A 23,974-nucleotide genomic window follows, 5' to 3' on the forward strand; every position below is an offset into this window, starting at 1 on the left:
CCCGTTTTTATGCTAGAATCCCGCCCTTATTTTGATTGCTGCCAGAGAGCTCGCCCCGTGGCCAAACCTGCCTCCGTTTTTTTGCCTCCCGCGTTTCTCGACGCGACGCGCGCCATTATGCCCGCCGAACTGTCGATGGACGATTTTATAGCCGCCTGCCAACGCCCGCTGCGCCGCAGCCTGAGGGTCAATACGTTGAAGATCAGCGTCGCCGATTTTCAGGCGTTGATACAAGATTATGACTGGCGGCTGGAACCCATTCCCTGGTGTGCGGAAGGTTTTTGGATCGAGCGTGAGGATGAAGAGTTGCGGCTTGGCAGCGCGGCGGAGCACCTGAGCGGCCTGTTTTACATTCAGGAAGCCAGTTCAATGCTGCCCGTCAGCGCCCTGTTCGCCGATCGGGAAAAACCGCGTCGGGTGCTGGACGTCGCCGCCGCCCCGGGCTCCAAAACCACCCAGATTGCCGCGCTGATGAACAATCAGGGCGGTATCGTGGCCAACGAATACTCCGCCAGCCGGGTTAAAGTCCTTCACGCCAACATCAGCCGCTGTGGCGTAAAAAACGTCGCGCTGACCCACTTTGACGGCCGGGTGTTCGGCGCGGCGCTGCCGGAAAGCTTTGATGCCATTTTGCTGGACGCCCCCTGCTCCGGCGAAGGCGTGGTGCGCAAAGATCCGGACGCCATGAGCAACTGGTCGCCGGAAAGCGTTACCGCTATTGCGGCAACCCAACGCGAACTGCTCGACAGCGCTTTCCATGCACTGGCCCCAGGCGGCGTCATGGTCTACTCCACCTGCACGCTCAACGCACAGGAAAATCAACAAATCGTCAACGGCCTGCTGGCGGCGTATGGCGATGCGGTGAGCATTGAACCGCTGGGCGAGCTGTTCCCCGGTGCGGAAAAGGCGCTAACCGCCGAAGGCTTCCTGCATGTTTTCCCGCAGATCTACGACAGCGAGGGGTTCTTCGTGGCACGCCTGCGCAAGAACCATTCTGTTACCCCTTTGCCGAAACCGAGCTACAAACTGGGCAAATTCCCGTTCACCCCGCTTTCCGGCAAGGATTCGGCCGTGATTAGCCAGGCCGCTGCGGCTTCCGGCCTCGCCTGGGATGAAACCAGCCGATTGTGGGCGCGCGATAAAGAGATCTGGCTGTTCCCTGCCGAACTGGAGGCGCTGATCAGCAAAGTGCGCTTCTCGCGTATTGGGGTGAAGCTGGCAGAGTCTTTCCCTAAAGGGTATCGCTGGCAGCATGAAGCCGTCATCGCGCTGGCCACTGCCGACGGCAAACAGCGTTTCGAGCTGGACGCCGCGCTGGCGCAAGAGTGGTATCACGGCCGCGATCTGTATCCGGAAACACCGCCGCAGAGCGATGAATGCATAGTGACCTACCAACAGCAGCCGCTGGGTATTGCCAAACGCATCGGCAGCCGGATTAAAAACAATCTGCCGCGCGAACTGGTCCGCGACGGCGCTTTGGATTTCCATCAATAATGTATAAGTTGGCCGGGAAATCCCGGCCAACTTATACCGTTAATAATATTCCTAAGGGTAAGTATTACCCTTCTAATGATTCTACATTTACGCCTTTCCGCTTCCCAGACTGCGCAATATCGATACCTTTCAAAATAAAGACAATTTTTCGCCCCCCACCAAGACAATTCTGAATTCCTATTCTATTAATTAACCTATAAAGAAATTAATGCGCTCAGCCTTTCCGGATGGCGCTTTGCGGATCTCTCTGGCACAGCAAGGAATAAAAAATGAAAAAAACTCTGGTGGCATTGGCCTCGGTAACAACCCTGCTGTGCGCAAACGGCGCAGCCCACGCAGCAGGCACCATTCAGGGCAACCTGGGGGTGACGTTAACCATCGGCGCAGGTTGCGTAGTGGGTGGCGGAAACAGCAGCGGCTCAGTCAATGATTTTGGCTCCATCAGCTTCGGCACCTACTCCTCGCTTGCAAATATTATCGACGCCAGCGCAACCGGTTCCGGCGGCGCTGGCACGCTGTCGCTGACCTGCACTGACGGGACCGACTATACCGTAGCGCTGGACAACGGGTTGCACGTGACCACCGGCAGCCAGCGCCGCATGGCCAGCACCGCTGGCGCCTTTATCAATTACAATCTCTACCAGGATCAAGCCCGCGCTACAGCCTGGGGCAGCGGTGCCAACGCTCTGACCGGCACCGGCACCGGTGTAGCGACTCCCCTGATTGTCTACGGACGCGTTCCGGCAGCAGGCAGCACTCCGGCGGCCGATACCTATAACGATACCGTGACGATGACGGTAACCTGGTAAGGGTGCGGCAGGCGGTTTTCGGTTGCGGATTACTGGCGTTAAGTCTGGCGGTTTATGCCGATAGCAAAACCGCCAATATTGGCGTCAGCGCCACTCTGCTGAATGCGTGCGAAGCCGGCAGCAGCTCGGGGGGCAACGTCAGCTTCGGCTCGCTGAACTTTGGCACGGTGTATTTTCTCACTACCGCCGTCAGCATAGCAGGGCAACAAAATGCCGGCGCCATCCGCGTGAAATGCAACAACGGCACCAGCTACAACGTGCTGCTCGGCGGCGGGCAAAGCGGCAACACCGCAGCCCGCTACCTGCAGAGCGCCGCCAACCAACGGGTAAACTACAACCTGTACACCAACAGCGCCCACAGCGTCATTTGGGATAACCTGAACGGGGTGTCGCAAACCGCTAACGGCCAGGATAACTGGTTGCCGGTGTATGGCATGATCCCGGTGCAATCCACCCCGCCGGTCGGCAGCTACACCGATACCGTACAGGTGACCATCAATTGGTAAAGGCAATGCGCATTTCAGCCTGCGGGCTGCTGCTCGGGATGACGGCGGCCCCGGTAATCGGTGACACCGGCGTCAACGACTTGCAAAAGAGCACGCCGTTTACCGTCAATGCGACGGTTGTGAAAGGTTGCGTCTTGGGCAGCGGCAACAGCGATGTCACCACCTTCGGCACCCTCAGCTTTGGTCAGATCTCTTCGTTGGCCAGCAATGTCAGCATCGTTTCCAGCGCCGGGGCCGGTTCAGTGCTGCTACGTTGCAACCCGGGCCTGAGCGTCACGCTGGCGCTTGGCATAGGCAACAACATCACCGGTTCCATCTCCGCAGGGCGCAAACTAAAAAACACCCTGACTACGGAGACGCTGCTTTATCAACTCTACCAGGACAACAACTACGCCACGCCGTGGGGCGATGGTGGCAACGGCGGCACTGCGCAAGTGATCGCCGCCACCGGCAGCACTCAGGAAATAAAAGTTTATGCCCGTTTGTTTTCGGCCAGTACCTTGCCCACCAGTGGCACTTACAACGATACGGTCTTACTGACGGTAACTTATTAAGTATTTTGAATAAGGATTTAGCTATGCGTATCCCCTTCCGTCTGCCATTGACGGCAGCGCTGCTGCTGGTCGGCCAGCAACAGGCATTGGCCGCAGCGTCGATTCTGATTTGGCCCATCGATCCGGTGATTGAAGATCAACAGCCCGCCACGGCGCTGTGGTTGGAAAACCGCGACACTAAACCGGTCTATATGCAGGTACGGGTGCTTGGCTGGAGGCAAATCGACGGTAAAGACGATTACAGTAACCAGAGCGAAGTGATCGCCAGCCCGCCGGTCGCTTCGATAGCGCCGGGCAAGCGCCAGTTGATCCGGCTGATTAAGCAGACCCCGCCGCCCGCCGGCCAGGAACGCGCCTACCGCATTCTGATTGATGAAGTACCGGTAAAAGAAAACGACAGTTCATCCACGCCCGCCGGCGCCCAGATGGGGTTGAAATTCCAGATGCGTTATTCCGTGCCGCTGTTTGTCAGCGGCCAGGGCGTCTGGACCAAGCCGGATTCTGAAAAACCGCGCGACTACGCCACCGCCAACCAACCGCAACTCAGCTATCGGCTATTGCAGCAAAGCAGCCAACGTTGGCTAGAGGTGCGTAATCAGGGCATCGTGCACGCACGCATCTCCAAAGTGACGATACAGGGAAAAACGCTCAATGCCGGGCTGATGGGTTACGTGTTGCCCGGTTCGCAAATGCGCTTTGCCGTGCCGCCTTCAGGCAGTTTCAGCAGCGGTAAACTGCAGGCCACGGTCAATGACAATAAACAACCGATAACCTTCTCGTCTTACTGAGTTTCACATGCGGTTAACAGGGACGCCGTCACTCAGGAGCAACGGATTCGGGCTGAAGCCGTTGGCATTCGCCATACTCTGCGCGGTGGCCACGCCGTGGGCGACGCTTGCGCACGCCGATGATTTGCCGCCGCCGCCCAGCGCCATCAGCATGCCGGATACCACCCTGTATCTGGAGCCGGTGGTCAATGGCCGCCAGACCGGCAAAGTGGTGCCGGTGAACTACCGTGGCGGCCACTATTACCTCACGCCGCAGCAATTGATCGACGCCGGCCTGCCGGTGGCGGACAAGCAGGCAAAAGAAATTGCGGTCGATCTGTTGAAGCAGGTGGATGTCACTTACAGCGGCGAAACCCAGCAATTGCTGATCAACATCCCCAACGACTGGCTGCCCAAACAAAAATTCAACGCGCAGAATCCGCTGGATCGCCTGCCGGCGCAAAGCAGCCTCGGTCTGCTGTTCAATTACGACGTTTACGCCAGCCAAAGCAACGCCGACGGCCAGCCGGGCTACCTTTCCGCCTGGAGCGAACAGCGGCTGTTTGACGGTTTTGGCGTGGTGGCGAACACCGGCATTTTCCGTGGCAGCTTTAACCGATCCAGCAGCGATAGCCAGGAGAGCCGCTATATTCGCTACGACAGCCAGTGGCGTTACACGGATGATGAGCGTCTGCTCAGCTATACCGCCGGCGACCTCACCACCGGTTCACTGCCCTGGAGCAGTGCCGTGCGTATTGGCGGCATCCAACTGGCGCGTAATTTTACCGCCCGCCCAGACCTTATCACCTATCCGCTGCCGCAGTTTTCCGGCCAGGCGGCGGTGCCCAGCAGCGTCGATCTGTATATCAACAGCTATAAAAACAGCACCACCAGCGTCAATCCCGGCCCCTTTACCCTGGATACGGTGCCGTACATCAACGGTGCGGGCGAGGCCAGGGTGGTCACCACCGACGCGCTGGGCCGCCAGGTCAGCACCCTGGTGCCGTTTTATGTCGCCAGCAACCTGTTGCAGGCCGGCATGAGTGATTTCAGCCTTTCCGCCGGTGCCCTGCGCCGAAATTATGGCTTGAATTCAGCCGATTACGGTCAGTGGGTTACCAGCGGCAGCGGGCGTTACGGCGTCACTGATTGGTTGACGATGGAAGGCCGCGCCGAAGCGGCGGCGGAACTGGCGGTGGGCGGTGCAGGTGCCGATATCCGCCTAGGCCAGTGGGGCGTGTTTAACGCATCGTACAGTTACAGCCAGGCTGGCGACAGCGCGTTTAACGATTATCACCCTTCGCGGCAGATGAACTATTACGATCCGCTGACCGGCCAACCATTGCCGCAGCCCGATCCGCAAGCGGTCTACCAATACACCAGCAACCGGGGCGATCAAAGCAGCTTCGGCTACACCTACAGCAACCGGTATTTCAGCCTCAACGCCCAGCGCATCCTGCGTAGCGCGGGCTTTGGTGATATTTCGGTGTATAAAAGCGACTACCGCCTGAGCCGCCGTACCGATCAACTCACCGGCAGCCTCGGCCTTGGCCGCGCCGGCAGCATTGGCGCCGGCTATTTCGACGTGCGTGACGCTATCGGCACGCGCACCCGGCTGGTCAACTTCTCCTACAGCCTGTCGTTATGGCGTAACATGAGCCTGTATGCCTCGGTCAACCGGGAGATCGGCAGCAGCGGTTACAGCACCCAGCTGCAGCTCTCCATTCCCTTCGACAGTTGGGGCACCGCCAGCGTCAGCGCTTCCCGCGACAACAACAATCGGTGGAGCGAACGCGTCAGCTACAGCCGCGCCGCACCGACCGACGGCGGCCTGGGCTGGAACCTGGCCTACGCGGACGGACAAGACAGCAACAGCTACCGTCAGGCCGACATGACCTGGCGTACCCGCTTGCTCGAGGCCCGCGCCGGTATGTACGGCAACAGTGATGACTATACCCGCTGGGGAGAAGTGAGCGGTTCGCTGGTCATGATGAAAAGCGATCTCTACGCCACCAACACCATCAACGACGCCTTCGCACTGGTCTCAACCCAGGGCTACCCGGACATTCCGGTGCGCTATGAAAATCAGTTGATCGGCGTGACCAACGCCAAAGGCTATCTGCTGGTGCCGACCGTGACCTCGTATTACCACGCCAAATTCCAGATCGACCCGCTCAACCTCCCTGCGGACGTTGCCATTCCTACCGTCGAAAAAACCGTGGCGATCCGCGATCACAGCGGTTTCCTGGTCGATTTTCCGGTCCAGCCGATCGCCGCCGCCGACGTCAAACTGGTCAATGCGCAAGGCAAACCGCTGGCCAACGGCAGTGAGGTTGCAGTTATCGGCGGCAGTCAACGCAGCTATGTCGGTTGGGACGGCATGGCCTATCTGGATCCGGTGCAGCAGCACAACCGGTTGAGCGTTATCCCCGCAGACGGCGGTGCACCTTGTCAGGCGCAGTTCAGCCTGACAAAAACGCAGGGCATCCAGAGCATCGGGCCGATCGTTTGCCAGTAACCCATTATGGAGAAAGATATGATTCGGGGATTCAAAGCGATATTACTGACGCTGATGCTGCTGGCAAGCCAGCGGGCGTTGGCTGACTGCGCCACCACCAATGGCAGTGTGACGCTGCCTGGCGGCAGCTCTTTTACCGTCTACAACGGCCAGACTAGCGCCCAGGGTACCGCCGGGTTGAACTGCACCGGCCTCGGCTTGTCGTTGCTGTCGCAAAACACCGTAACGGTGAAAATCACCTCGACCACCCACAATATGGCGATAGCCGACGGCTCCGGCGATCAAATTCCGTACCTGATTTACCCCGATTCAAATTACCAATACGCGTATAGCGTCGGGCAAACCATCGATTACAGCTCATTGAACCTGCTGTCGCTGATCCTCATCTCCTCCAACGTCAATTTCCCGCTGTATGTCAGGACCACCGCCGGGGCTAACGTGCGCTCGGGCACCTATACCGATACCGTCAATCTGACCTGGAACTACCACATCTGCGGCCTGGGCGTGCTCGGTCTGTGTATCTGGTGGGACGGCGTCGACAAGCTCAGTACCGTGACCATTACCGCCGTGATCACCAAAGACTGCCTGATTGGCACCGCGCAGAACGTCAATTTTGGCAGCATGGCGCTGGTGGGCCAGTTTAACCCGGTGAACCAGAGCATCACCCTTACCTGCACCAAAACCGAGGGTTACAACACCTATTTCACCAACGGCAATAACCCGGTCACCGGCTGGCGGCAGATGAAAAACGGCACCAGCAATTTTATGCAGTATCAAATTTACCTGCCCAATACCACCACCGTCTGGGACAGCACCAACAAACAAAGCGGTGCCGGTACCGGCCTGGCGCAGAGCATTCCCTATCTGGCGGTGATTAACTCTGCGCAAACCGAAAAGCCGGTCGGCACCTATCAGGACAATCTCAGCTTTGTCGTGGAATATTAGCCTTATGCGCTAGTCGCTGACGACGATTGTTGCCAGTTTGTATTTTTTATGTGGCATTTTTTGCTCATTTAACTATGCTCATAGGTGTGACCCTAACTGGTCATACCTCATACCAGAAAATCGAGCAAGGAGTTCCAATGGGCAAAACCGTGGTAAAAATAGGCAGTTTTGAGGTTGATGATGCGCATTTGTCCTCCTCGTCCGAGCAGGCCGGCACGCTGACCATTCCCTGCAAGTCGGATCCCGACCTGTGCATGCAATTAGACGGTTGGGATGAACACACCAGCATTCCGGCGACGCTGGATGGCAAGCATTCGCTGCTGTTTAAGCAGCATTACGATCGGCAATCCGATGCCTGGGTGATGCGGCTGGCATGAACAACGATGAACTGAAAAACGCGCCGTGTACCACAGGGAACACGGCGCGTTTTTTTATGTGATGGCGATACCGCGACCGGCGAAGAAACGGCCAAAACGGCTCAGCGGCAGCGTTACCTGTTGGCGCGTGGCTTGGCTGTCACCGGAAGGATTGTGAAAGGTCACGTTTTCGGCCTCAACGGCGGTGACCAGCACCAGATGGCCGCCCCGCTGCGGCGGGTGCCGATCGGGCTGGCGAATGCCTGGGTGCACCGAAGCCATAAAATAGCGTCGCTGCGCCAGCAATTGCGGCAACGCCTCCACGTCGAGGCCGACCCGCACCTCGGCGTCCAACGCAAACTGCTCACGCACATAGTCGACAAAGGGCGCGTAGATCAGCCCTTTGATGCGTTCGCCTTCACGCACATAGGCACCGTACGGCAGGCTGCGGCGCGCCAGCTCCAACACCGGCGGCGCATCGCCGTCGCGGTGGCTCAGGACCATTTTCAGGCAGGCCATGCCGCAAACGTGATTGGCCCATTCGATATATTCCGCCCGATCGCGCGCCCCGCTGCGCGCCCAGTTGACGTCTTGCGCCAATGTCGCACGCCCGGCAATCAGATCGGCCGCCAGTTCAGGCGTCGCCCATTGGCAAACGTAGGGGACCGCGTTCGTCAAATCAGAAAGTCTCTATCACTTTGAAATTCATCAGCACCAGCGTCATATCCGGCGAAAACAGGTCGTACTCTTCAAAGAAACTCTGCAGCTCTTTACGCCAGTAAGCCAATGAACGATCGCCTTCCCCTTCGGCATAGGCATGCGCTTCATCAACCTGATCGTAGGTTTTCATCTCCACGGTGGTCAGTTCTACCGCACAGATCGGAACATTTTTACCGTCAACGACCACAAACACGTCGCCGGCCAGCGGGATACCTTCCCCGTCAAGATTGGAACAGGTGGCGGTCTTGGTGCCATTGAGGATCAGCTTGACCACATCATCGGCCTGCTGCTCGGTGTTGCCGAACGCCCAACGCTCGGTGTTCTCATATTTCTTCGGAATTGCGTCTGCCATTGCCTTACCTTATTAAATGAATCATTGTGCAGAGAGAATAGTACAACGTATTCCCCACCGCCTGCACCTGCCGAATTCACCGCACGGCGACGCAAACCCATACCATTTACAGGCTTTTTACGGTAAATCTCTGTGCCTGAGCCGGGACAACAGGCATACTGTGGACGACATCCACACCATGGCTTACGGCCAGGCGGTAACATGAAAAATGACGACAAAGACCCCGATGACACCTTCAGTGACTTATTAAAAGTCATTGCGCTGGTCGTGATTGCTCTCTTTGTTATCGGCGGCTGGTATTTCAGCTGATCAATAGAACAGGAGATCACCTTGGCAACCAAACGCATGCGCACCAAGCACTGGAAAATGTTTTTGATTTTGTTGTTAATCTGCGTCGCCCTATTGTTATTGCGCTGGGCGGCAATGGTCTTCGGTTAACGCCAACCGGACGCCGGCGCTATTTTCAGTTCCGCCGTTCGCCCGGCGTTTTAGCCACCAGCTCCAACAGCTCTCGCAGATAGGCTATTCGCGCCTCCCCCTGCGGCAACCACAGACGGCACAACCGATTTTGCACTTCTGCCCGCCGGCTCAGGCGATAGTATTCCGCCAGTTGATCGACCAGTTTCATCACGCACCCTCCAGATATTCGACAAGCTAAGTATTGGGCGAAAAAACCAGAAGAAACACTGATGCCTTATTTTTTATGCTTCCGGTTTTAGCGTTGTGCGACCGGTGCAGTGGCGAACCCCGGGCCCAACTGCTACATTGACCAAAAATCACCCAGCCGAGGTAAACGATGATGTTCTCGGAGCAGGAGATAAAACCCGTGTGGGATGAAGTCGCCCGTTTGATCGGTGACAGCGTGATGCAACTGCGCCATCGCGGCGAGGTGTTATCGGTAGAAACGCTGGCGAAGCACCTGGCGCGGCAGTTGGCTGAAAGCAACGATATCGAACGCCGGATCCTGATCGGTGCGGCGATCAACATGCTGAAAGATGGAAAGTGAATCGCCAACCGGAATGGTTGGCGATTCGGCAGAAGCCCGAGGTATGCAAGCCCGGCCTTCTGAGCGCTACTATGTCAGGCTGACCCGATGAAATTAATAGGAATTATCGCGTTTTTGCCAAAAATTACTCTTTTTGTTGCCTTGGCCTATCAACAGCAAAATAAAAAACCGGAGGAATCCCCCCGGCTATCCATCATGAATGTTGTGCTCAGATTAACCAACCCAGCAATAAGGTCGCGCCAATCACCGTCGAAGCACCGCCAATGCGCGTGGCAATTTGCGCGAACGGCATCAGCCCCATGCGGTTGGACGCGGAGAGGATCGCCACGTCGCCGGTACCGCCCAGCCCGCTGTGGCAGCAGGTGACGATCGCCGCTTCAATCGGGTACATTTTCAGGTAAGGCGCAATCAGGAAGCTCACCACGCCCATCGACAACACCACCGAACCGCAGACCACCACATAGCCCACCGAAAACACCGCCACCACACTTTCCAAGGGGACATACAGCATGCCCAGGCCAATCATCAGCGGCCACACCAGCGCGGTGGAAACGAACTTGTAAAAACTGTGCGCGCCGGTTTCCATTGAGACCGGGATCACCCGGCAATATTTGCACAGGACGGCAAACAGAATCATCAGCACCGGGCCGGGAATATGCACAATGTGTTCAAACAGGCCGCCGACGATAAAGAAGGCGCAAATCACCAGCAGCCCACCGCCCATCAGTTGGAAATCGACATTGCCGTTGGTTTCCTTGATGGCGAACACCGCGTTTTCCTGCGCCGAGCGGATCAACATGCCTTCCCCGCTCAGCGCTTTGCGCTGCAGGCCGATACGCGCCAGAACCCCAGCCGCGACGATAGCGAAGATATTGCCCAACACCGCCGCCGGTGCCAGTTGCGCCACGTAAACGTCCGGCGTCGATCCCAAAATGGCGGAATACGCCAGCGACAGCGGCAAGATACCTTCACCTATGCCGCCACCGATGATCGGCACAATGATAAAGAAGAAGGTGTGATAGAAGGTAAAGCCAAACAGCTTGCCCACCAGCAACCCGGTGACGACCGCCGTTACCGTGCCGACCACCAAAGGCACGAACATGCGAATCATGCCCTGGATCAGGATCACCCGGTTCATGCCGAGTATGCTGCCCACCACCAGACTGGCGATAACGAAGTACAGCAGGTTGGCTTCTTTCATCAGCAGATGGACAGTGCCCATAACGTTAGGCTGGAAGACGTTAAAGTAAACCAGAACCGAAGGCACCATCAGGCATAAAATGGCCGGGCCGCCGATATCCCGCAACACGGGAATACTTTTGCCTAAATGCGCCAGCGCAAAACCCAGCGTCATAATCACCGCCAGGCCGCCGATCATATTTTTCGGCAAGAAGTTGGCGTAGGCCGACACGGTAACAATGGCGCAAATAGTGATAAACAACGCGACCGGAACCGCGCCGATATCCATTTGTCGAATTTGATTAATTAATCCTGATGAATCAGGGAGTGGCGTATTTTTTTCACAGGCAACTTCTGCATTTATCTGTTTCATTATTCACCCTGCTGACAAGTGTTCGGTGCGGAACGGTTCGCCTGACCACAGGCGAAGAACGTTATCAAACAAAAACAACTGTTTATCATAAATTTTATTGCGTATTTTCGTTTTTTAATAATGGAAAAAACAGTGGACAGCTCAGACAATATGATAAAAAATAAAAATACAAAACTAAATTGCGTCGCATTAATTCAATATTGTGAGCCCCAACCAATGTTGGTTTTAATTAATTATCGTCAGCGTTTTGTAATTAAATTAATCAGGTCAAAATTCGCTGCTATGCTATAGATGGAAGTAAAAATCCGTGCGTTTATTAATGAGAACCGGAGCAGTAATTAGCTGAATCCGGTCAGCTGTACCCGAGCCTCTTCTCTGCACGCGGCACCGTGCGGGAGTGAGGCACATAATATATGCCGTATGGCTTTCATCTTTGCCAATGCCCCCGGCTTGAAAGGCTACGGACATAGAACCGATAAGGAAGTAGATATGTCTTCAACCGCTGTTACCCCACAAACGCTGGCCCGCTACGGTATCCATCAGGCTACCGAGATCGTCTATAACCCAAGTTACGAACAACTGTTTATCGAGGAAACCCGCGCCGACCTGCCGGCACTGGAACGCGGTACGCTGACCCGGCTTGGCGCAGTTAACGTCGATACCGGCGAATTCACCGGCCGCTCGCCGAAAGACAAATACATCGTCCGTGACGACACCACGCGCGATACCGTCTGGTGGTCCGATAACGGCACCGGCAAAAACGACAACCAACCGCTGTCGCCGGAAGTCTGGCAGCACCTGAAAACCCTGGTGGGCAATCAGCTCTCCGGCAAACGCCTGTTCGTGGTGGATGCATTCTGCGGCGCCAATGCCGATACCCGCCTGAAGGTGCGTTTCATTACCGAAGTGGCCTGGCAGGCGCACTTCGTCAAGAACATGTTTATCCGCCCGAGCGAAGCCGAACTGGTCGATTTCGAACCGGACTTCGTGGTGATGAACGGCGCCAAATGCACCAACCCGGACTGGCAACAGCAGGGGCTGCATTCAGAGAACTTCGTCGCCTTCAACCTGACCGAACGCATTCAGTTGATCGGCGGCACCTGGTACGGCGGCGAAATGAAAAAGGGTCTGTTCTCCATCATGAACTACCTGCTGCCGTTGCAAGGCATTGCCTCCATGCACTGCTCGGCCAACGTCGGCGAACAGGGTGACGTGGCGATATTCTTTGGCCTGTCCGGCACCGGCAAAACTACCCTCTCCACCGATCCCAAGCGCCAGTTGATCGGTGACGACGAACACGGCTGGGATGACGACGGCGTGTTCAACTTTGAAGGCGGCTGTTATGCGAAGACCATCAAGCTCTCGCAGCAGGCCGAGCCGGAAATTTATCAGGCAATTCGTCGCGATGCGCTGCTGGAAAACGTGCAGGTGCTGGCAGACGGCAGCATTGATTTCGATGACGCCGGCAAGACCGAGAATACCCGCGTCTCCTACCCGATCGACCACATCGAAAACATTGTCAAGCCGGTGTCCAAGGCCGGCCACGCCAAGAAGATCATCTTCCTGACGGCGGATGCTTTCGGGGTTCTGCCGCCGGTTTCTCGCCTGACGCCGGAACAAACCCAATATCACTTCCTGTCCGGCTTTACCGCCAAACTGGCCGGTACCGAACGCGGCATCACCACGCCAACCCCTACCTTCTCCGCCTGTTTCGGCGCCGCGTTTCTGACGCTGCACCCGACGCAGTATGCCGAAGTGCTGGTGAAACGCATGGAAGCGGCCGGTGCTCAGGCCTATCTGGTGAATACCGGCTGGAACGGCAGCGGCAAGCGTATCTCCATCAAGGACACCCGCGGCATTATCGATTCGATTTTGAACGGCGAGATTGAGCACGCCGAGACCTTCACCCTGCCGATCTTCGGCCTGGCGGTCCCGACGGCGCTGCCGGGTGTTGATCCTTCGATCCTCGATCCGCGCAAAACCTACGCCGATGAATCGCTGTGGCAGGAAAAAGCGCAGGATTTGGCACAGCGCTTTATCGATAACTTCGCTAAATACACTGTGACTCCGGCAGGCGAAAAGTTGGTGAACGCCGGGCCGAAACTGTAAACACTCCCTGTTTTATCCGGGCGCCTGAAGGCGCCCTTTTTATTTCCATGACCCGTCCTGAATGGGTGAAACGACCGGTAGTCAGGCTGTAGTATCACAGGCAGGATGCCAGTCCCATCAGCAACACCTCTTTGCAGTCAGCCGGAAAAAAACGCAGCCCCTCTGTCACCCAACAGGGCGATGGCCAGCAGATAACAGACTGCGCTCATCTTTCTCCTCCTTACCGGGCCGACTCAAGCGGCAGAAACGTCTCAGTAAAAAGGGGTGATCGGTCAACGTGAGTGGACCGGTGACATTTATCGATTCCGCGCAGCCATGGCATCCCGTACTAACCCCGGCAGCACCAGCGTCAACGCCGCCGTAATGCGAGTGTCGATGTCGCTGCCCGGCGGCAACAGTCCAAGCGCCATCTGGCGCAAGGGTTCGGCCATCACCATCGCCAGCAGCAGATCGCTGGTCTGCGCACAGTCCAACTCACGTAACCAGCCGTGCTGTTGTTGGCGCTGCAGCCAGTCCGCCACAATGGCCCGACCGCGTTCAATGCCGTTACGCTGATAGGCCGCCAACAGGGCTTCCCGCCCAGGAAACTCGCTCTGCAACAGGCGAAAGACCCCCACCGCCTGCACGCTCAGCACGTGATGCGCAATCGCGCGCAAACCCTGCTCAAGCAGCGGCTGCACCTCTGCCGCCCGCTGCGCATCCTGTTCAAACGCCGGCCGAAAAGCATCGGTCCAGCTGGCTATCGCCTGCATCACCAGCGCATCGCGGTTCTCGGCAAAACGGTACAGGGTTTTCTTGGCCATACCGGCCCGTTTCGCCACCGCGTCCACGGTGGTGGCGGCATACCCCTGCGTCAGCAACAGCGCCAGAGTGGCCTCAACCGCCGCCGCGCGCAGCTCCGCCTCCGGGGCCGAAGGCCTTCCACGCGAGCGCGGTGCGGCATCCTTTTCATTTGCCATGATAGTTCCTCGAAATCGTTGACAGAGACAGCATACCGGCCTAGCCTTAATTAGGAAACCTATATCGTTTCCTAATTTATAAGGATGACCGTTATGACACATCAATCGCTGATGCTCCCCTGGGGCGTTAATGATATCAACGCGTTGCTTAAACCGGAACCGCTGCTGCTGGAGATGGGGCTGACGCGCAGCACCGACGGTTTACTGACCGTGGCGATCCGCACCGATCTGCCCGGCTGCAAAGGCCGCATGCTGGACTGGTGGTTTACCTTTTTTGAGACCACCCAGCACATTCGCTGGTGGCATCCGCACGATCACGTTGAGCACCGCGGCTGGGACGGGCACTGGAAAAAAGGCGAAAGTTACATTGGCGCCAGCATCAACGCGGTTGAATGGCTGGCGGAGTTGCCGCCGGTGCCGGCTCGCCTCAAGTTTCACGCCGCCGAAGATTTTTTTGCCACGCAACCGCTGCAACAGGCGCGCGACACCCAGGCGCTATCTGCCGCCATTTGCGCCCGTATCGGCTTCGGCGAGCAGGTGGCGCTGGATGACAATGGCGACCCTCGCGACGGTGAAATGCTGCATTTGGCGCGTGACACGCCCTACGGCTGCGTGCTCCGCAGCCGCTTCCTGCTGGGTAAATCCTGTGCGAACGCGCATGACGAGCTGCCGGACGAGATTGGCTTTAATCTGATGCGCCACTGCTATAACGAATTCAGCTATCTGGCGCAGTTCCTGCCGTCGTTGTACTACGCCGAAAATGGTCGTGAGGCGGCGCCGTTACCCTGGTAATGATTAGGCGTAAGCGTTTTATTTTCAGGTGGAATCTCTATAGTTGGGGACGCTCAATCCACAACGGCAAACAACCGGAGAACCTATGGCAGAACAACAGTATTCAGGCGGCTGCCTCTGTGGCCATATTCGCTTTCAGGCCAGCGGGTATCCGGGCAATCCGCACAGTTGTTCTTGCGAGAACTGCCAGCGGCACTCCGGTGCACCGACGCTGTGCTGGGTGGAGTTTCCCCGCCAGGCCGTCAGTTGGGTCGGCGCTGGCGGCATGCCCACACTGTACCGTTCTTCCGACTATTCCAGCCGCGCATTTTGCCCACGCTGCGGCAGCACCCTGGGAGCGGTGGATGATGAGCCGACCATCGCGCTGGTCACCGGCAGTTTCGATCAAAGTGGCCTGCCGGTGCTGCGCCCCACCGCCCACGCCTTCGCCGACGGTTGCCCCCACTGGTGGAAAATCGACGGCATTGTTTGATGCCGCCATCGCCCTTCACACTTCCCGTTGAAAATAATTGATTGTTTTGTCATATGAATTTAGAAGTGGATGACAACAATTCAAACACACGGGAACGGGAATGGACGCACAAACGACGGTTATCGACGCACGCCAGTCGCGCCAGGCATTGCTGGCCGGATCGGTCGGCAACTTTATCGAATGGTATGAATTTGGCGTTTACGGTTTTCTCGCCACCGTCATCGCCGCCAATTTTTTCACTCTGCAGGGTGAAAGTGAAATCACCAGTCTGATCCTCACCTACGCCGCCTTCGCGCTGGCCTTTTTCTGCCGTCCGATCGGCGCGGTGATTTTCGGCCGCATCGGCGACAGGATCGGGCGCCGACCGACGCTGATTGCGGTATTGCTGCTGATGACGCTGGCAACCGCCCTGATCGGCGTGATGCCGACCTATGCCTCTATCGGCGTCGCCGCCCCGTTGCTGCTGACCCTGTTGCGCATGTTTCAGGGGCTGTTCGCCGGCGGCGAGTTCGGCGGTGCGGTGTCGCTGATGACCGAGTTCGCGCCCAAGGGCAAGCGTGGGCTGTACGGCGCCTGGCAATCGCTGACCGTGGCGTTCGGGCTGTTGGCCGGTGCCGGGCTGGTGGCGCTGTTGGCCGCGCTGTTGACGCCGGAACAGTTACATGACTGGGGTTGGCGCATTCCCTTCCTGTTGGCGTTACCGATGGGCGCGGTGGCGTTGTGGCTGCGGCTGAAACTGCAGGAAACGCCGACCTTTAAACAGGCGCAACAAAGCGGCGGCGAAACGGCGCAAGCGCCGGAAGTGAAGCTGGGCGGCATGCTGAAAACCATTCTGATCGGCATTGGCCGCATGATGGGCTGGTCCGCCGCCGGTTACACCTTCCTGGTGGTGATGCCGTCCTACCTGCAAACCTCGCTGCACGCCACCTTCCAACAGGCGCTGGTGGCCACGGTGCTGGCCAACGTCGGTTTCGCCCTGACCATTCTGCCCGCCGGCATTCTCAGCGATAAGCTGGGGCGCAAAGTGGTGATGCTGGCGGCGGTCATCGCGGTGATCCTGTTTACCTTCCCGCTGCTGCACTTGCTGCAAAACCCGCAAAGCTCGCTGCTGGCCAAAGGCATCGCAGTATTGATCGCCGGCGCGGTGGTCGGGATGCTGGCCGGCCCCGGCCCGGCGATGCTGGCAGAGATGTTCCCGACCAAAGTGCGCTACACCGGTCTGGGGCTGGCATACTCGTTGTCCAATGCGGTATTTTCCGGTTCAGCGGGGTTAATCATCACCGGTTTGATCAAGCAGACCGGCAACCTCGATATCCCGGCTTACTACGTGGTCGCCACCTCGGTGGTCAGCCTGTTCGCTCTGATGACCCTGCGACGCGACGATCATCTGCGCTCGCTGAACGCGCGTTAATCTTGAAGGGGCGCATAGCGCCCCAAGTTCGAACCGCTGCGCAATTTTTGTGCGCCGTTCTAGTGCATCCCTCCAGCCACCGTTTCAACGCCCCTCTCGTCCCGTCAGCAAAATGACTGATTATTTATAGTTATTAATAAGTTGAAAAATAATTCCCACCACTATTCGCAGTTGGCCCTTAACTTGCTCCGCCTTGTATATACATGGACGGACATTACCGACACGGACATCACTATTACTCACCAGTGCGAAAGACGAGGTTCACCCATGAAGCAACCCATAAAAACGCTGCAAAAAATGCTCGCCACCGCCTGCTGCCTCAGCATGCTTGCCGCCCCGGCATTCGCCGCCGAGACACCTCTGACCAAGCCGGAGGCCGGCACCTTCAAAATGGGCATTGAACCCTGGTTGGGCTACGGCCAGTGGCACGTAGCCAATAGCCTTGAGCTGTTCAAACAACAGGGGCTGGACAAGGTGGATATCATCAACTTCGCCGAAGATAAAGACATCAACGCCGCACTGGCCAGCGGCCAGATCGATGCCGCCAATATCGCCACCCACACCGCCATGGGCATGGTGTCCGCCGGTCTGCCGGTCAAAATCGTGCTGCTGCTTGATCAAAGCCAAACCGCCGACGCGTTGATTGTCGGCCCAGGCATCAAAACGCTGAGCGATCTGAAAGGCAAACAGGTGGCATACGAAGAAGGCACCACCAGCGACATCCTGCTGCACAGCGCCCTCGCCTCCGCCGGAATGAAATGGAGTGACATAGTGCCAGTGCCGATGCCAGCCGACGCCGCAGGCAGTGCGCTGATCGCCAAACGCGTCAGCGCCGCCGTCACCTACGAACCTTACCTGAGCATGGCGAAGAAACAGGATGCCGACGTAAAAATGCTGTACAGCGGCGAGTCCGATCCGGGCCTGATCAGCGACGTGCTGGTGGTACGCGATGAGGTGATCAAGTCCAGGCCGGGCCAGGTCGCCGCCATGATTAAAAGCTGGGATGCCGCGTTACGGCATTATCAGCACAACACTGCGGCGGACCGGGCAATCATCGCCAAACAGGTTGGCGCCAGCCCGGCCGATCTGGCCAGCGCGTTTGACGGCGTGAAGTACTACTCGCTGGCGGAAAACAAGCAGGTCCTGAGCGAGCACTTCGCCAAACACACCTTCGCCCACGTGCTGAAAGCGGCCACAGAAGCCAAGCTGGTGAGCAAACCGGTCACGCCGGAAAATCTCATCGACGCGCGATTCGTTAACGGTCTGTAAGCCGGATTAGCGCCGGCCGGCGGTTTATGACCGGCGCAACGCCCCATCAGAGGAAAGACCCGATGAGCTCGATAAAACTGGATGCGCCTAACGCGCGCACGCATCTGAACAACGCCCCACCGCCAGGGCGGCGCAGGCGCAAGCCGCTTGGGCTGATGGTGATCGGCAAAACGCCGTCGCGCGGGCTGTTCGTCGCCATCGCCGTGGCCGTGTTCGCTCTGCTGCTGCTGAGCTGGTGGCTGGCGACCCGCAGCGGCGCGGTACAGGCGATTTTTATGCCCACGCTGGACGGCGTATGGCGCCGCATGGTCAGCCTGGCGCAGGACGGCACGCTGTGGAGCGATATTCGCAGCAGCCTGTACCGCATCTCGGTGGCCTTCCTGATTTCGTCGGTGATGTCCATTGTCATCGGCGTATTGGCCGGCTGTTACGGTTTTTTCAAAGCGGTCACCGAACCGCTGGTGGATTTTGTCCGCTATATGCCGGTGGTGGCCTTTGTGCCGCTGACCATTTTGTGGACCGGCACCGATGACGTACAGAAATTCCTGATCATCTGGATCGGTACCTTCTTTCAACAGGTGCTGATGGTGATCGACACCGTAAAGCGCGTGCCGGGGGATTTTGTCGGCCTGGGACGCACGCTCGGCATGCCGGACCGCAATATCCTGTTCAAGATCGTGCTGCCCAGCGCGCTGCCGGGCATCTGGGATGCGTTGCGCATCAGCCTCGGTTGGGCCTGGACCTGGCTGGTGCTGGCGGAGCTGGTGGCCTCCACCTCAGGGCTGGGCTACCGCATCGTGGTGTCGCAGCGCTTTTTCCAGACCGACACCATTATCGGCTACATCCTGCTGCTGGGGCTGCTTGGGCTGATCACCGATCAACTGATGCGCGCCGCCGAGCGCGTGTTGTTCCGCTACAACGCGAGGCGTAAATAATGGCGACCCTAACCCTAAACGGTCTGAACAAAAGCTTTCAGGTCGGTAAGCGATCGCGTCAGGTATTGCATGACATCGATCTGACGCTGCACGACAACGAGTTTGTCTCTGTGGTCGGCAGTTCCGGCTGCGGCAAAAGCACCCTGCTGTCGATCGCCGCCGGGCTGGAGGATTTCGACAGCGGCAGCGTGCGCGTTGACGGCGTGGACATTCGTGGGCCGGGCATCGATCGCGGCGTGGTGTTTCAGTCTTATACCCTGCTACCGTGGCTGACCGCCCGCCAGAATATTGAATTCGCCCTGAAGGCGGCGGGCTATGGCCGCGGCGAATGCCGTGACATCGCCGGCGACCACCTGGCGCTGGTCAAGCTGACCGAATTCGCCGATGCCTATCCCAACGAACTGTCCGGCGGCATGAAACAGCGGGTGGCGATTGCCCGCGCGCTGTCCTACCGGCCAAAAATCCTGCTGATGGATGAACCCTTCGGCGCGCTCGACGCCATGACGCGCCACCAGATGCAGCTGTTGCTGACGCGCATCTGGGAAACCCATCGCCTGACGGTGATGTTTGTCACCCACGATATCGAAGAGGCGGTGTACCTGTCGGACCGTATCGTGGTGATGGGGCCGGGCAAAATCAATACCACCTTTCAGGTCGATCTGCCGCGCCCGCGCAGCGAAGAAGTGAGCGGTGACGCACGCTATATCGATCTGCAACGTCAGGTTCTGAAATCTATCCGGGAACAGGCTTCCCAACACGAATTAGCTTAGGAGCATCCCCATGTCGCACACAGTGACCTTTCACGATCTCAGCCACAGCCGGCAATTGCCGGAAGCCCTGTTCCAACGCACCGAAGCCGACTTGTCGTTCTTTATCGAGCGGGTGCAGCCGATTATCGCGGCGGTACGCAGTGAAGGCGATGCCGCGCTACAGCGCTTCGCACGGGAATTCGATGGCGTACAGGCCGAGCGCATGTCGATTCGCGTCGAACAAAGCGAGTTCGACGACGCCATGGCGCGGCTGGATCCCGCCGTCACCGCCGCTATCGCCTATGCCGCCGGCAATATCCGTGCGTTTCATGAAGCGCAGAAACCGGAAGAAATGTGGTTGAAAGAGATGCAGCCCGGCGCTTTTGCCGGCGATCGCCACCTGCCGATCGATTCCGTGGCCTGCTATGTGCCGCGCGGCAAAGGGTCGTTCCCCAGCGTGCTGCTGATGACGGCGATCCCGGCGCTGGTGGCGGGCGTACCCCGGCCGGTGGTGATCACCCCGCCCGGCCCGGATGGCAGAGTCGACGATGCCACGCTGGTGGCGGCGCAGTTGGTCGGCATCCGCGAAATTTACAAGTGCGGCGGCGCGCAAGGGGTAGCGGCAGTGGCTTATGGCACTGAGACGGTGCCAAAGTGCCTGAAGATCGTCGGCCCCGGCAGCCCCTGGGTGGTGGCGGCCAAACGCCAGTTGGCGCAGTTGATCGATCCCGGCGTGCCGGCCGGCCCCAGCGAAAGCATTATTTTGGCCGATGACAGCGCCAACGGTGCACTGGCGGCGTTGGACTTGATCATTGAATCGGAACATGGCCCGGACTCCTCCGCCTGGCTGGTGACCTCCAGCCGCCGGGTAGCCGAACAGGCGATCGCCGCGCTGCCGGGCTACTGGGCGCAACTGGACGAAAAACGCGCCGGTTTCTCGCAAAGCGTGCTGTGCGGTGCCCACGGCGGTGTGGTGCTGACGCAGGACTTCGCCGCCGCAGTAGCCTTTGTTAACGGCTACGCACCGGAGCACCTGGAGATCCTGGCGGAAGAGCCGCTGGCGGTGATGGGCCAAATTCGCAACGCCGGTGAAATCCTGCTGGGCAATTACACCCCGGTGACGTTAGGCAACTTTGTGCTCGGCCCCAATGCGGTGCTGCCGACCAATGCCGCCGCCAAAGTGGCCGGGCCACTGTCGGTATTCGACTACATGAAGCGTATTTCGGTGGGTTATGTCACCCGCAGCGGCTACGACGCGTTGGCGGAAAAGGCGCACGGGTTTGCCCTGTATGAAGGCTTCCCCGCACACGCGCTGGCGGTGTCACCGCTGCGTAAAACCCTGCTCGATCGTCAGTCCTGAACAGGCAGTGAGGTTACGATGACCGATAATCCTATTCCCCGCATCGCCCGAGGCGAACCCTTGGCGGCGCAGGCCAGAGCGCTGACCCACGCCGGCGAATGGCGGCAGGCGGCGGACAAACTGCGCCAACTGGTGCTGGAGATCACCGGAGTGGCGGTGGGCGAGTTGAGCATCAACCGCGATCAGTACAGCCTGAACTCGCTGAACGGCCAGTTGCAATTGGCCGACGGCCGCGGCCTGTTCTTTAAATATCACCACGAGGAAGGCGAAGACCACACCATCGAGGAGTATTACAACGCCGAGCTGCTGCGCAACAACGGTTTTCACGTCGATGTGCCGCTGTATGCCTGCGGCGAGCCGGGGCGGCAGATCCTGCTGTACCGGTTGCGCCACGACCGGCGGCTGGCCGACGTGTGCCGCGAAATCGAACTGCAACAGAGCTGGCCGCAGATGGCCCCGGTGGTCGATGCCCAGCACCGTGCCGATGCGGAGATCCTGCGGATGACGCTGCCGACGCTGAAAATCGGCCAGCCTGCGGCGGTGGCGCGTGAGCCGATCCACCAGCTGTTTCATCACCGGTTGGTCAGCCCTGGTGCCACACCGGGATTGGGCGGCCGGGTGGCGCAGTTCTACGTAGGCAAAACCTTCCAACTGGCGCAGCAAGCGTTGAGCTGGGCGCAATTGCAAGACCTCCAGTGGGAAATCAACGGCGTGCGCTATCGCCATACGCTGGGTGAACTGCTGTTGCAGGCCGGTGAACTGTTGGCCCCGGCCGAACTGGCGCAGCACGGCGTGGTGATCGCCCACGGCGATGCGCACAACGCCAACGTATGGTACGAAACCGATCGTCCGCCGCCGCAGTTGGTCAGCTTCGATCCGGCCTTCGCCGGGCGCAATATCCCGGCGCTGCTGGCGGAGATCAAAGCGACTTTCCACAATATTTTCGCTCACCCGTTCTGGCTGTACGAACCGCAGCGCTGCGCGACGCATTACCGGGTGGCAGCCCGGCTGGAGGGGCAACGGCTGATCGTCGAGCATGACTGGCAGTTGACGCCATTGCGCGCCGCCTTCCTGCAGGACAAAGGTGCGCTGTACTGGCGGCCATTGCTCAGCGAACTGACGACGCGCGGCTGGTTGCCGCATAACTGGCGGCGGTTGATGCGGCTGGCGCTGTTCTGCTGCCCGACGCTGGTGCTCGATCTGCGCGCCGGCGGCGGCAGCGGCCATACGCCGGAAAGCTCGGCGCTGGGATTTGCCATCGCCATGATGCTGGGCAGCGAACCCGTCGACGGCAAGGACGTGGCCAGCCGCTGGTTCACCGCCATCGATCCGCAGTTCGGCGGTGAAGTATGAAAGCCGCACGTTTTTATGGCGTAGGCGACCTGCGCATCGAAGACATCGCCCCGCCGTCCGCCCTGCCCGACGATGCGGTACGCGTGCGGGTGCTGGCCGCCGGTATTTGCGGTTCCGACCTGCATAACTTCCGCACCGGGCAATGGATCGGTCCTCTGCCGGTCACCCCCGGTCATGAGTTCTGCGGCGAAGTGCTGGCGATCGGCAGCGCGGTAAGCCGCTTTGCCGTTGGCGACCGGGTGGTGGCCGACTCACGCGTCGGTTGCAGCCACTGTGCCGCCTGCCAAAGCGGGCGTCACAACCTGTGCCGTTCGCTGGGTTTTGTCGGCGAAGTCTGCGACGGCGGCTTTGCCGAACAGGTGCAGTTGCCGGCCTCACGGCTGCTGCGGGTACCGGATACCCTGCCGGCGGCGATTGCCGCCCTGAGCGAGCCGCTTGGCGTGGCGCTGCGGGTGGTGAATCAGTTGAACCCGCCCCCCGGAGAACCGGTGTTGATCGCCGGTGGCGGCACCATAGGCGGGTTGGTCGCCTTGTTATTGCACCATCTGCGCGGCTGCCCGTTGCTGGTGGCGGAGTCCAACCCGCTGCGGCTGACAGTGCTCAGCCAGGTGCTGCCGCTACAGGCGGTGGAGCTGGATCACGACTTACCGCTGGCGGCAGCCTACGCGGTGGAGGCCACCGGCGTTACCGGAGTATTGAATCAACTGATTAACCTCGTCACCCCTGGCGGCCGCATTGCCATGGTCGGTCTGTTTCATGGGCAGACGGCAATCGATGCCAATAGGCTGGTGGAGCGCGAGATTTCGCTAATCGGTTGCAGCGTGTTCGCCGATGAGCAACGCAGCGCCATCAGTCTGTTGCCGCAGTTGGCCGGCGAACTGGCGCACTGGATATCCCGGCAGATCCCTCTCGACGCCCTGCCGGATACCTATCGGCAATTGCTGGCGGGGCGCGTCGGATCGCTGAAAACCCTGGTGGTTCCCTGA

Annotated in this window: 25 protein-coding genes; 20 read left to right on the top strand and 5 right to left on the bottom strand. The window is 58.8% G+C overall.

All coding sequences use genetic code 11. The features are described from left to right. Positions 1–57 precede the first annotated feature (57 nt). The 8 genes from rsmF (at position 58) to SPL01S_RS03870 (ending at position 7,970) form a co-directional block, all read left to right on the top strand. Positions 58–1,494: a 16S rRNA (cytosine(1407)-C(5))-methyltransferase RsmF gene (gene rsmF / locus SPL01S_RS03835; protein ID WP_111738448.1), complete on the top strand. Its 1,437-nt coding sequence runs from the start codon at positions 58–60 to the stop codon at positions 1,492–1,494. Between the two features lie 269 nt (positions 1,495–1,763). Further along, positions 1,764–2,303, top strand: a complete 540-nt coding sequence (locus SPL01S_RS03840; protein WP_063197670.1) for a Csu type fimbrial protein — start codon at positions 1,764–1,766, stop codon at positions 2,301–2,303. Between the two features lie 2 nt (positions 2,304–2,305). Next, positions 2,306–2,809: a Csu type fimbrial protein gene (locus tag SPL01S_RS03845; protein WP_063197672.1), complete on the top strand. Its 504-nt coding sequence runs from the start codon at positions 2,306–2,308 to the stop codon at positions 2,807–2,809. Between the two features lie 5 nt (positions 2,810–2,814). Next, complete coding sequence (locus SPL01S_RS03850) at positions 2,815–3,363, top strand: Csu type fimbrial protein (protein WP_063197674.1); 549 nt, start codon at positions 2,815–2,817, stop codon at positions 3,361–3,363. Between the two features lie 23 nt (positions 3,364–3,386). After that, positions 3,387–4,151 (top strand): fimbrial biogenesis chaperone, encoded by a 765-nt coding sequence (locus tag SPL01S_RS03855; protein ID WP_062870606.1) that lies wholly within the window; start codon positions 3,387–3,389, stop codon positions 4,149–4,151. A gap of 7 nt (positions 4,152–4,158) precedes the next feature. Then, positions 4,159–6,648: a fimbria/pilus outer membrane usher protein gene (locus SPL01S_RS03860; protein WP_174523942.1), complete on the top strand. Its 2,490-nt coding sequence runs from the start codon at positions 4,159–4,161 to the stop codon at positions 6,646–6,648. An 18-nt stretch (positions 6,649–6,666) separates the two neighbouring features. Then, positions 6,667–7,593 (top strand): Csu type fimbrial protein, encoded by a 927-nt coding sequence (locus SPL01S_RS03865; RefSeq protein WP_063197678.1) that lies wholly within the window; start codon positions 6,667–6,669, stop codon positions 7,591–7,593. 137 nt (positions 7,594–7,730) lie between these two features. Continuing rightward, positions 7,731–7,970, top strand: a complete 240-nt coding sequence (locus SPL01S_RS03870; protein ID WP_062791987.1) for a YebV family protein — start codon at positions 7,731–7,733, stop codon at positions 7,968–7,970. 54 nt (positions 7,971–8,024) lie between these two features. Here the strand turns inward: SPL01S_RS03870 and SPL01S_RS03875 are convergent, their stop codons facing one another. Both SPL01S_RS03875 and SPL01S_RS03880 read right to left on the bottom strand, forming a co-directional pair. Further along, positions 8,025–8,627, bottom strand: coding sequence for a C39 family peptidase (locus tag SPL01S_RS03875; protein ID WP_063197680.1), 603 nt, complete (start codon positions 8,625–8,627; stop codon positions 8,025–8,027). Between the two features lies 1 nt (position 8,628). Then, entirely contained in the window at positions 8,629–9,021 is a 393-nt protein-coding gene (locus SPL01S_RS03880; RefSeq protein ID WP_062791991.1) for an ASCH domain-containing protein, read from the bottom strand. A 330-nt stretch (positions 9,022–9,351) separates the two neighbouring features. Here SPL01S_RS03880 and yniD point away from each other — a divergent pair, with 330 nt between their 5' ends. Beyond that, positions 9,352–9,459, top strand: a complete 108-nt coding sequence (yniD, locus tag SPL01S_RS25640; RefSeq protein WP_020438901.1) for a small membrane protein YniD — start codon at positions 9,352–9,354, stop codon at positions 9,457–9,459. Positions 9,460–9,484: 25 nt separating this feature from the next. Here yniD and SPL01S_RS25440 read toward each other — a convergent pair whose 3' ends face one another. After that, on the bottom strand, positions 9,485–9,649 hold the full coding sequence (locus SPL01S_RS25440; RefSeq protein WP_169800854.1) for a hypothetical protein: 165 nt from the start codon (positions 9,647–9,649) through the stop codon (positions 9,485–9,487). A 168-nt stretch (positions 9,650–9,817) separates the two neighbouring features. Between SPL01S_RS25440 and SPL01S_RS03885 the strand changes: the two genes are divergently transcribed. Beyond that, complete coding sequence (locus SPL01S_RS03885; protein WP_004943477.1) at positions 9,818–10,027, top strand: hypothetical protein; 210 nt, start codon at positions 9,818–9,820, stop codon at positions 10,025–10,027. Between the two features lie 208 nt (positions 10,028–10,235). Here SPL01S_RS03885 and SPL01S_RS03890 read toward each other — a convergent pair whose 3' ends face one another. Further along, positions 10,236–11,579, bottom strand: a complete 1,344-nt coding sequence (locus tag SPL01S_RS03890) for a 2-hydroxycarboxylate transporter family protein (RefSeq protein ID WP_062870602.1) — start codon at positions 11,577–11,579, stop codon at positions 10,236–10,238. A 489-nt stretch (positions 11,580–12,068) separates the two neighbouring features. Here SPL01S_RS03890 and pckA point away from each other — a divergent pair, with 489 nt between their 5' ends. Next, entirely contained in the window at positions 12,069–13,688 is a 1,620-nt protein-coding gene (gene pckA, locus SPL01S_RS03895; protein ID WP_062870601.1) for a phosphoenolpyruvate carboxykinase (ATP), read from the top strand. Positions 13,689–13,984: 296 nt separating this feature from the next. On the opposite strand, the gene SPL01S_RS03900 is transcribed toward pckA, so the two are convergent. Next, positions 13,985–14,647: a TetR/AcrR family transcriptional regulator gene (locus tag SPL01S_RS03900; RefSeq protein ID WP_063197682.1), complete on the bottom strand. Its 663-nt coding sequence runs from the start codon at positions 14,645–14,647 to the stop codon at positions 13,985–13,987. A 93-nt stretch (positions 14,648–14,740) separates the two neighbouring features. Here SPL01S_RS03900 and SPL01S_RS03905 point away from each other — a divergent pair, with 93 nt between their 5' ends. From SPL01S_RS03905 to SPL01S_RS03945, 9 genes are all read left to right on the top strand, one after another. Continuing rightward, positions 14,741–15,439: a DAPG hydrolase family protein gene (locus SPL01S_RS03905; protein ID WP_062870599.1), complete on the top strand. Its 699-nt coding sequence runs from the start codon at positions 14,741–14,743 to the stop codon at positions 15,437–15,439. Between the two features lie 85 nt (positions 15,440–15,524). After that, complete coding sequence (locus tag SPL01S_RS03910) at positions 15,525–15,911, top strand: GFA family protein (RefSeq protein WP_063197684.1); 387 nt, start codon at positions 15,525–15,527, stop codon at positions 15,909–15,911. A 100-nt stretch (positions 15,912–16,011) separates the two neighbouring features. Next, positions 16,012–17,322 (top strand): MFS transporter, encoded by a 1,311-nt coding sequence (locus SPL01S_RS03915; protein WP_063197686.1) that lies wholly within the window; start codon positions 16,012–16,014, stop codon positions 17,320–17,322. Between the two features lie 267 nt (positions 17,323–17,589). Then, on the top strand, positions 17,590–18,591 hold the full coding sequence (locus SPL01S_RS03920) for an ABC transporter substrate-binding protein (protein ID WP_062870596.1): 1,002 nt from the start codon (positions 17,590–17,592) through the stop codon (positions 18,589–18,591). 62 nt (positions 18,592–18,653) lie between these two features. Beyond that, positions 18,654–19,526 carry an ABC transporter permease gene (locus SPL01S_RS03925; protein ID WP_174523943.1) on the top strand — a complete coding sequence of 291 codons (873 nt, stop codon included), beginning with the start codon at positions 18,654–18,656 and terminating at the stop codon, positions 19,524–19,526. Next, a complete protein-coding gene (locus SPL01S_RS03930) occupies positions 19,526–20,296 on the top strand; it encodes an ABC transporter ATP-binding protein (RefSeq protein ID WP_004943452.1) in 771 nt (256 codons plus the stop codon). Before SPL01S_RS03925 ends, SPL01S_RS03930 begins: the two co-directional genes overlap by 1 nt. Before the next feature lie 10 nt (positions 20,297–20,306). Further along, positions 20,307–21,635 carry a histidinol dehydrogenase gene (gene hisD / locus SPL01S_RS03935; protein ID WP_063197688.1) on the top strand — a complete coding sequence of 443 codons (1,329 nt, stop codon included), beginning with the start codon at positions 20,307–20,309 and terminating at the stop codon, positions 21,633–21,635. A gap of 18 nt (positions 21,636–21,653) precedes the next feature. Further along, positions 21,654–22,988, top strand: a complete 1,335-nt coding sequence (locus tag SPL01S_RS03940) for a hypothetical protein (protein WP_063197690.1) — start codon at positions 21,654–21,656, stop codon at positions 22,986–22,988. Further along, positions 22,985–23,974, top strand: a complete 990-nt coding sequence (locus SPL01S_RS03945) for a zinc-dependent alcohol dehydrogenase (RefSeq protein ID WP_063197692.1) — start codon at positions 22,985–22,987, stop codon at positions 23,972–23,974. The genes SPL01S_RS03940 and SPL01S_RS03945 overlap by 4 nt, the downstream gene beginning before the upstream one ends.

Source organism: Serratia plymuthica NBRC 102599 (assembly GCF_001590925.1).
In the GTDB taxonomy this organism is placed as follows: Bacteria; Pseudomonadota; Gammaproteobacteria; order Enterobacterales; family Enterobacteriaceae; genus Serratia; species Serratia plymuthica.

Excerpts from the sequence above, each read along its gene's own strand:
- SPL01S_RS03840 (WP_063197670.1), top strand. The coding sequence starts at position 1,764 with ATGAAAAAAACTCTGGTGGCATTGGCCTCGGTAACAACCCTGCTGTGC.
- SPL01S_RS03850 (WP_063197674.1), top strand. The coding sequence starts at position 2,815 with ATGCGCATTTCAGCCTGCGGGCTGCTGCTCGGGATGACGGCGGCCCCG.
- SPL01S_RS03855 (WP_062870606.1), top strand. The coding sequence starts at position 3,387 with ATGCGTATCCCCTTCCGTCTGCCATTGACGGCAGCGCTGCTGCTGGTC.
- SPL01S_RS03860 (WP_174523942.1), top strand. The coding sequence starts at position 4,159 with ATGCGGTTAACAGGGACGCCGTCACTCAGGAGCAACGGATTCGGGCTG.
- SPL01S_RS03865 (WP_063197678.1), top strand. The coding sequence starts at position 6,667 with ATGATTCGGGGATTCAAAGCGATATTACTGACGCTGATGCTGCTGGCA.
- SPL01S_RS03870 (WP_062791987.1), top strand. The coding sequence starts at position 7,731 with ATGGGCAAAACCGTGGTAAAAATAGGCAGTTTTGAGGTTGATGATGCG.
- SPL01S_RS03880 (WP_062791991.1), bottom strand. The coding sequence starts at position 9,021 with ATGGCAGACGCAATTCCGAAGAAATATGAGAACACCGAGCGTTGGGCG.
- SPL01S_RS25440 (WP_169800854.1), bottom strand. The coding sequence starts at position 9,649 with ATGAAACTGGTCGATCAACTGGCGGAATACTATCGCCTGAGCCGGCGG.
- SPL01S_RS03885 (WP_004943477.1), top strand. The coding sequence starts at position 9,818 with ATGATGTTCTCGGAGCAGGAGATAAAACCCGTGTGGGATGAAGTCGCC.
- SPL01S_RS03890 (WP_062870602.1), bottom strand. The coding sequence starts at position 11,579 with ATGAAACAGATAAATGCAGAAGTTGCCTGTGAAAAAAATACGCCACTC.
- pckA (WP_062870601.1), top strand. The coding sequence starts at position 12,069 with ATGTCTTCAACCGCTGTTACCCCACAAACGCTGGCCCGCTACGGTATC.
- SPL01S_RS03900 (WP_063197682.1), bottom strand. The coding sequence starts at position 14,647 with ATGGCAAATGAAAAGGATGCCGCACCGCGCTCGCGTGGAAGGCCTTCG.
- SPL01S_RS03905 (WP_062870599.1), top strand. The coding sequence starts at position 14,741 with ATGACACATCAATCGCTGATGCTCCCCTGGGGCGTTAATGATATCAAC.
- SPL01S_RS03910 (WP_063197684.1), top strand. The coding sequence starts at position 15,525 with ATGGCAGAACAACAGTATTCAGGCGGCTGCCTCTGTGGCCATATTCGC.
- SPL01S_RS03915 (WP_063197686.1), top strand. The coding sequence starts at position 16,012 with ATGGACGCACAAACGACGGTTATCGACGCACGCCAGTCGCGCCAGGCA.
- SPL01S_RS03920 (WP_062870596.1), top strand. The coding sequence starts at position 17,590 with ATGAAGCAACCCATAAAAACGCTGCAAAAAATGCTCGCCACCGCCTGC.
- SPL01S_RS03925 (WP_174523943.1), top strand. The coding sequence starts at position 18,654 with ATGAGCTCGATAAAACTGGATGCGCCTAACGCGCGCACGCATCTGAAC.
- SPL01S_RS03930 (WP_004943452.1), top strand. The coding sequence starts at position 19,526 with ATGGCGACCCTAACCCTAAACGGTCTGAACAAAAGCTTTCAGGTCGGT.
- hisD (WP_063197688.1), top strand. The coding sequence starts at position 20,307 with ATGTCGCACACAGTGACCTTTCACGATCTCAGCCACAGCCGGCAATTG.
- SPL01S_RS03940 (WP_063197690.1), top strand. The coding sequence starts at position 21,654 with ATGACCGATAATCCTATTCCCCGCATCGCCCGAGGCGAACCCTTGGCG.
- SPL01S_RS03945 (WP_063197692.1), top strand. The coding sequence starts at position 22,985 with ATGAAAGCCGCACGTTTTTATGGCGTAGGCGACCTGCGCATCGAAGAC.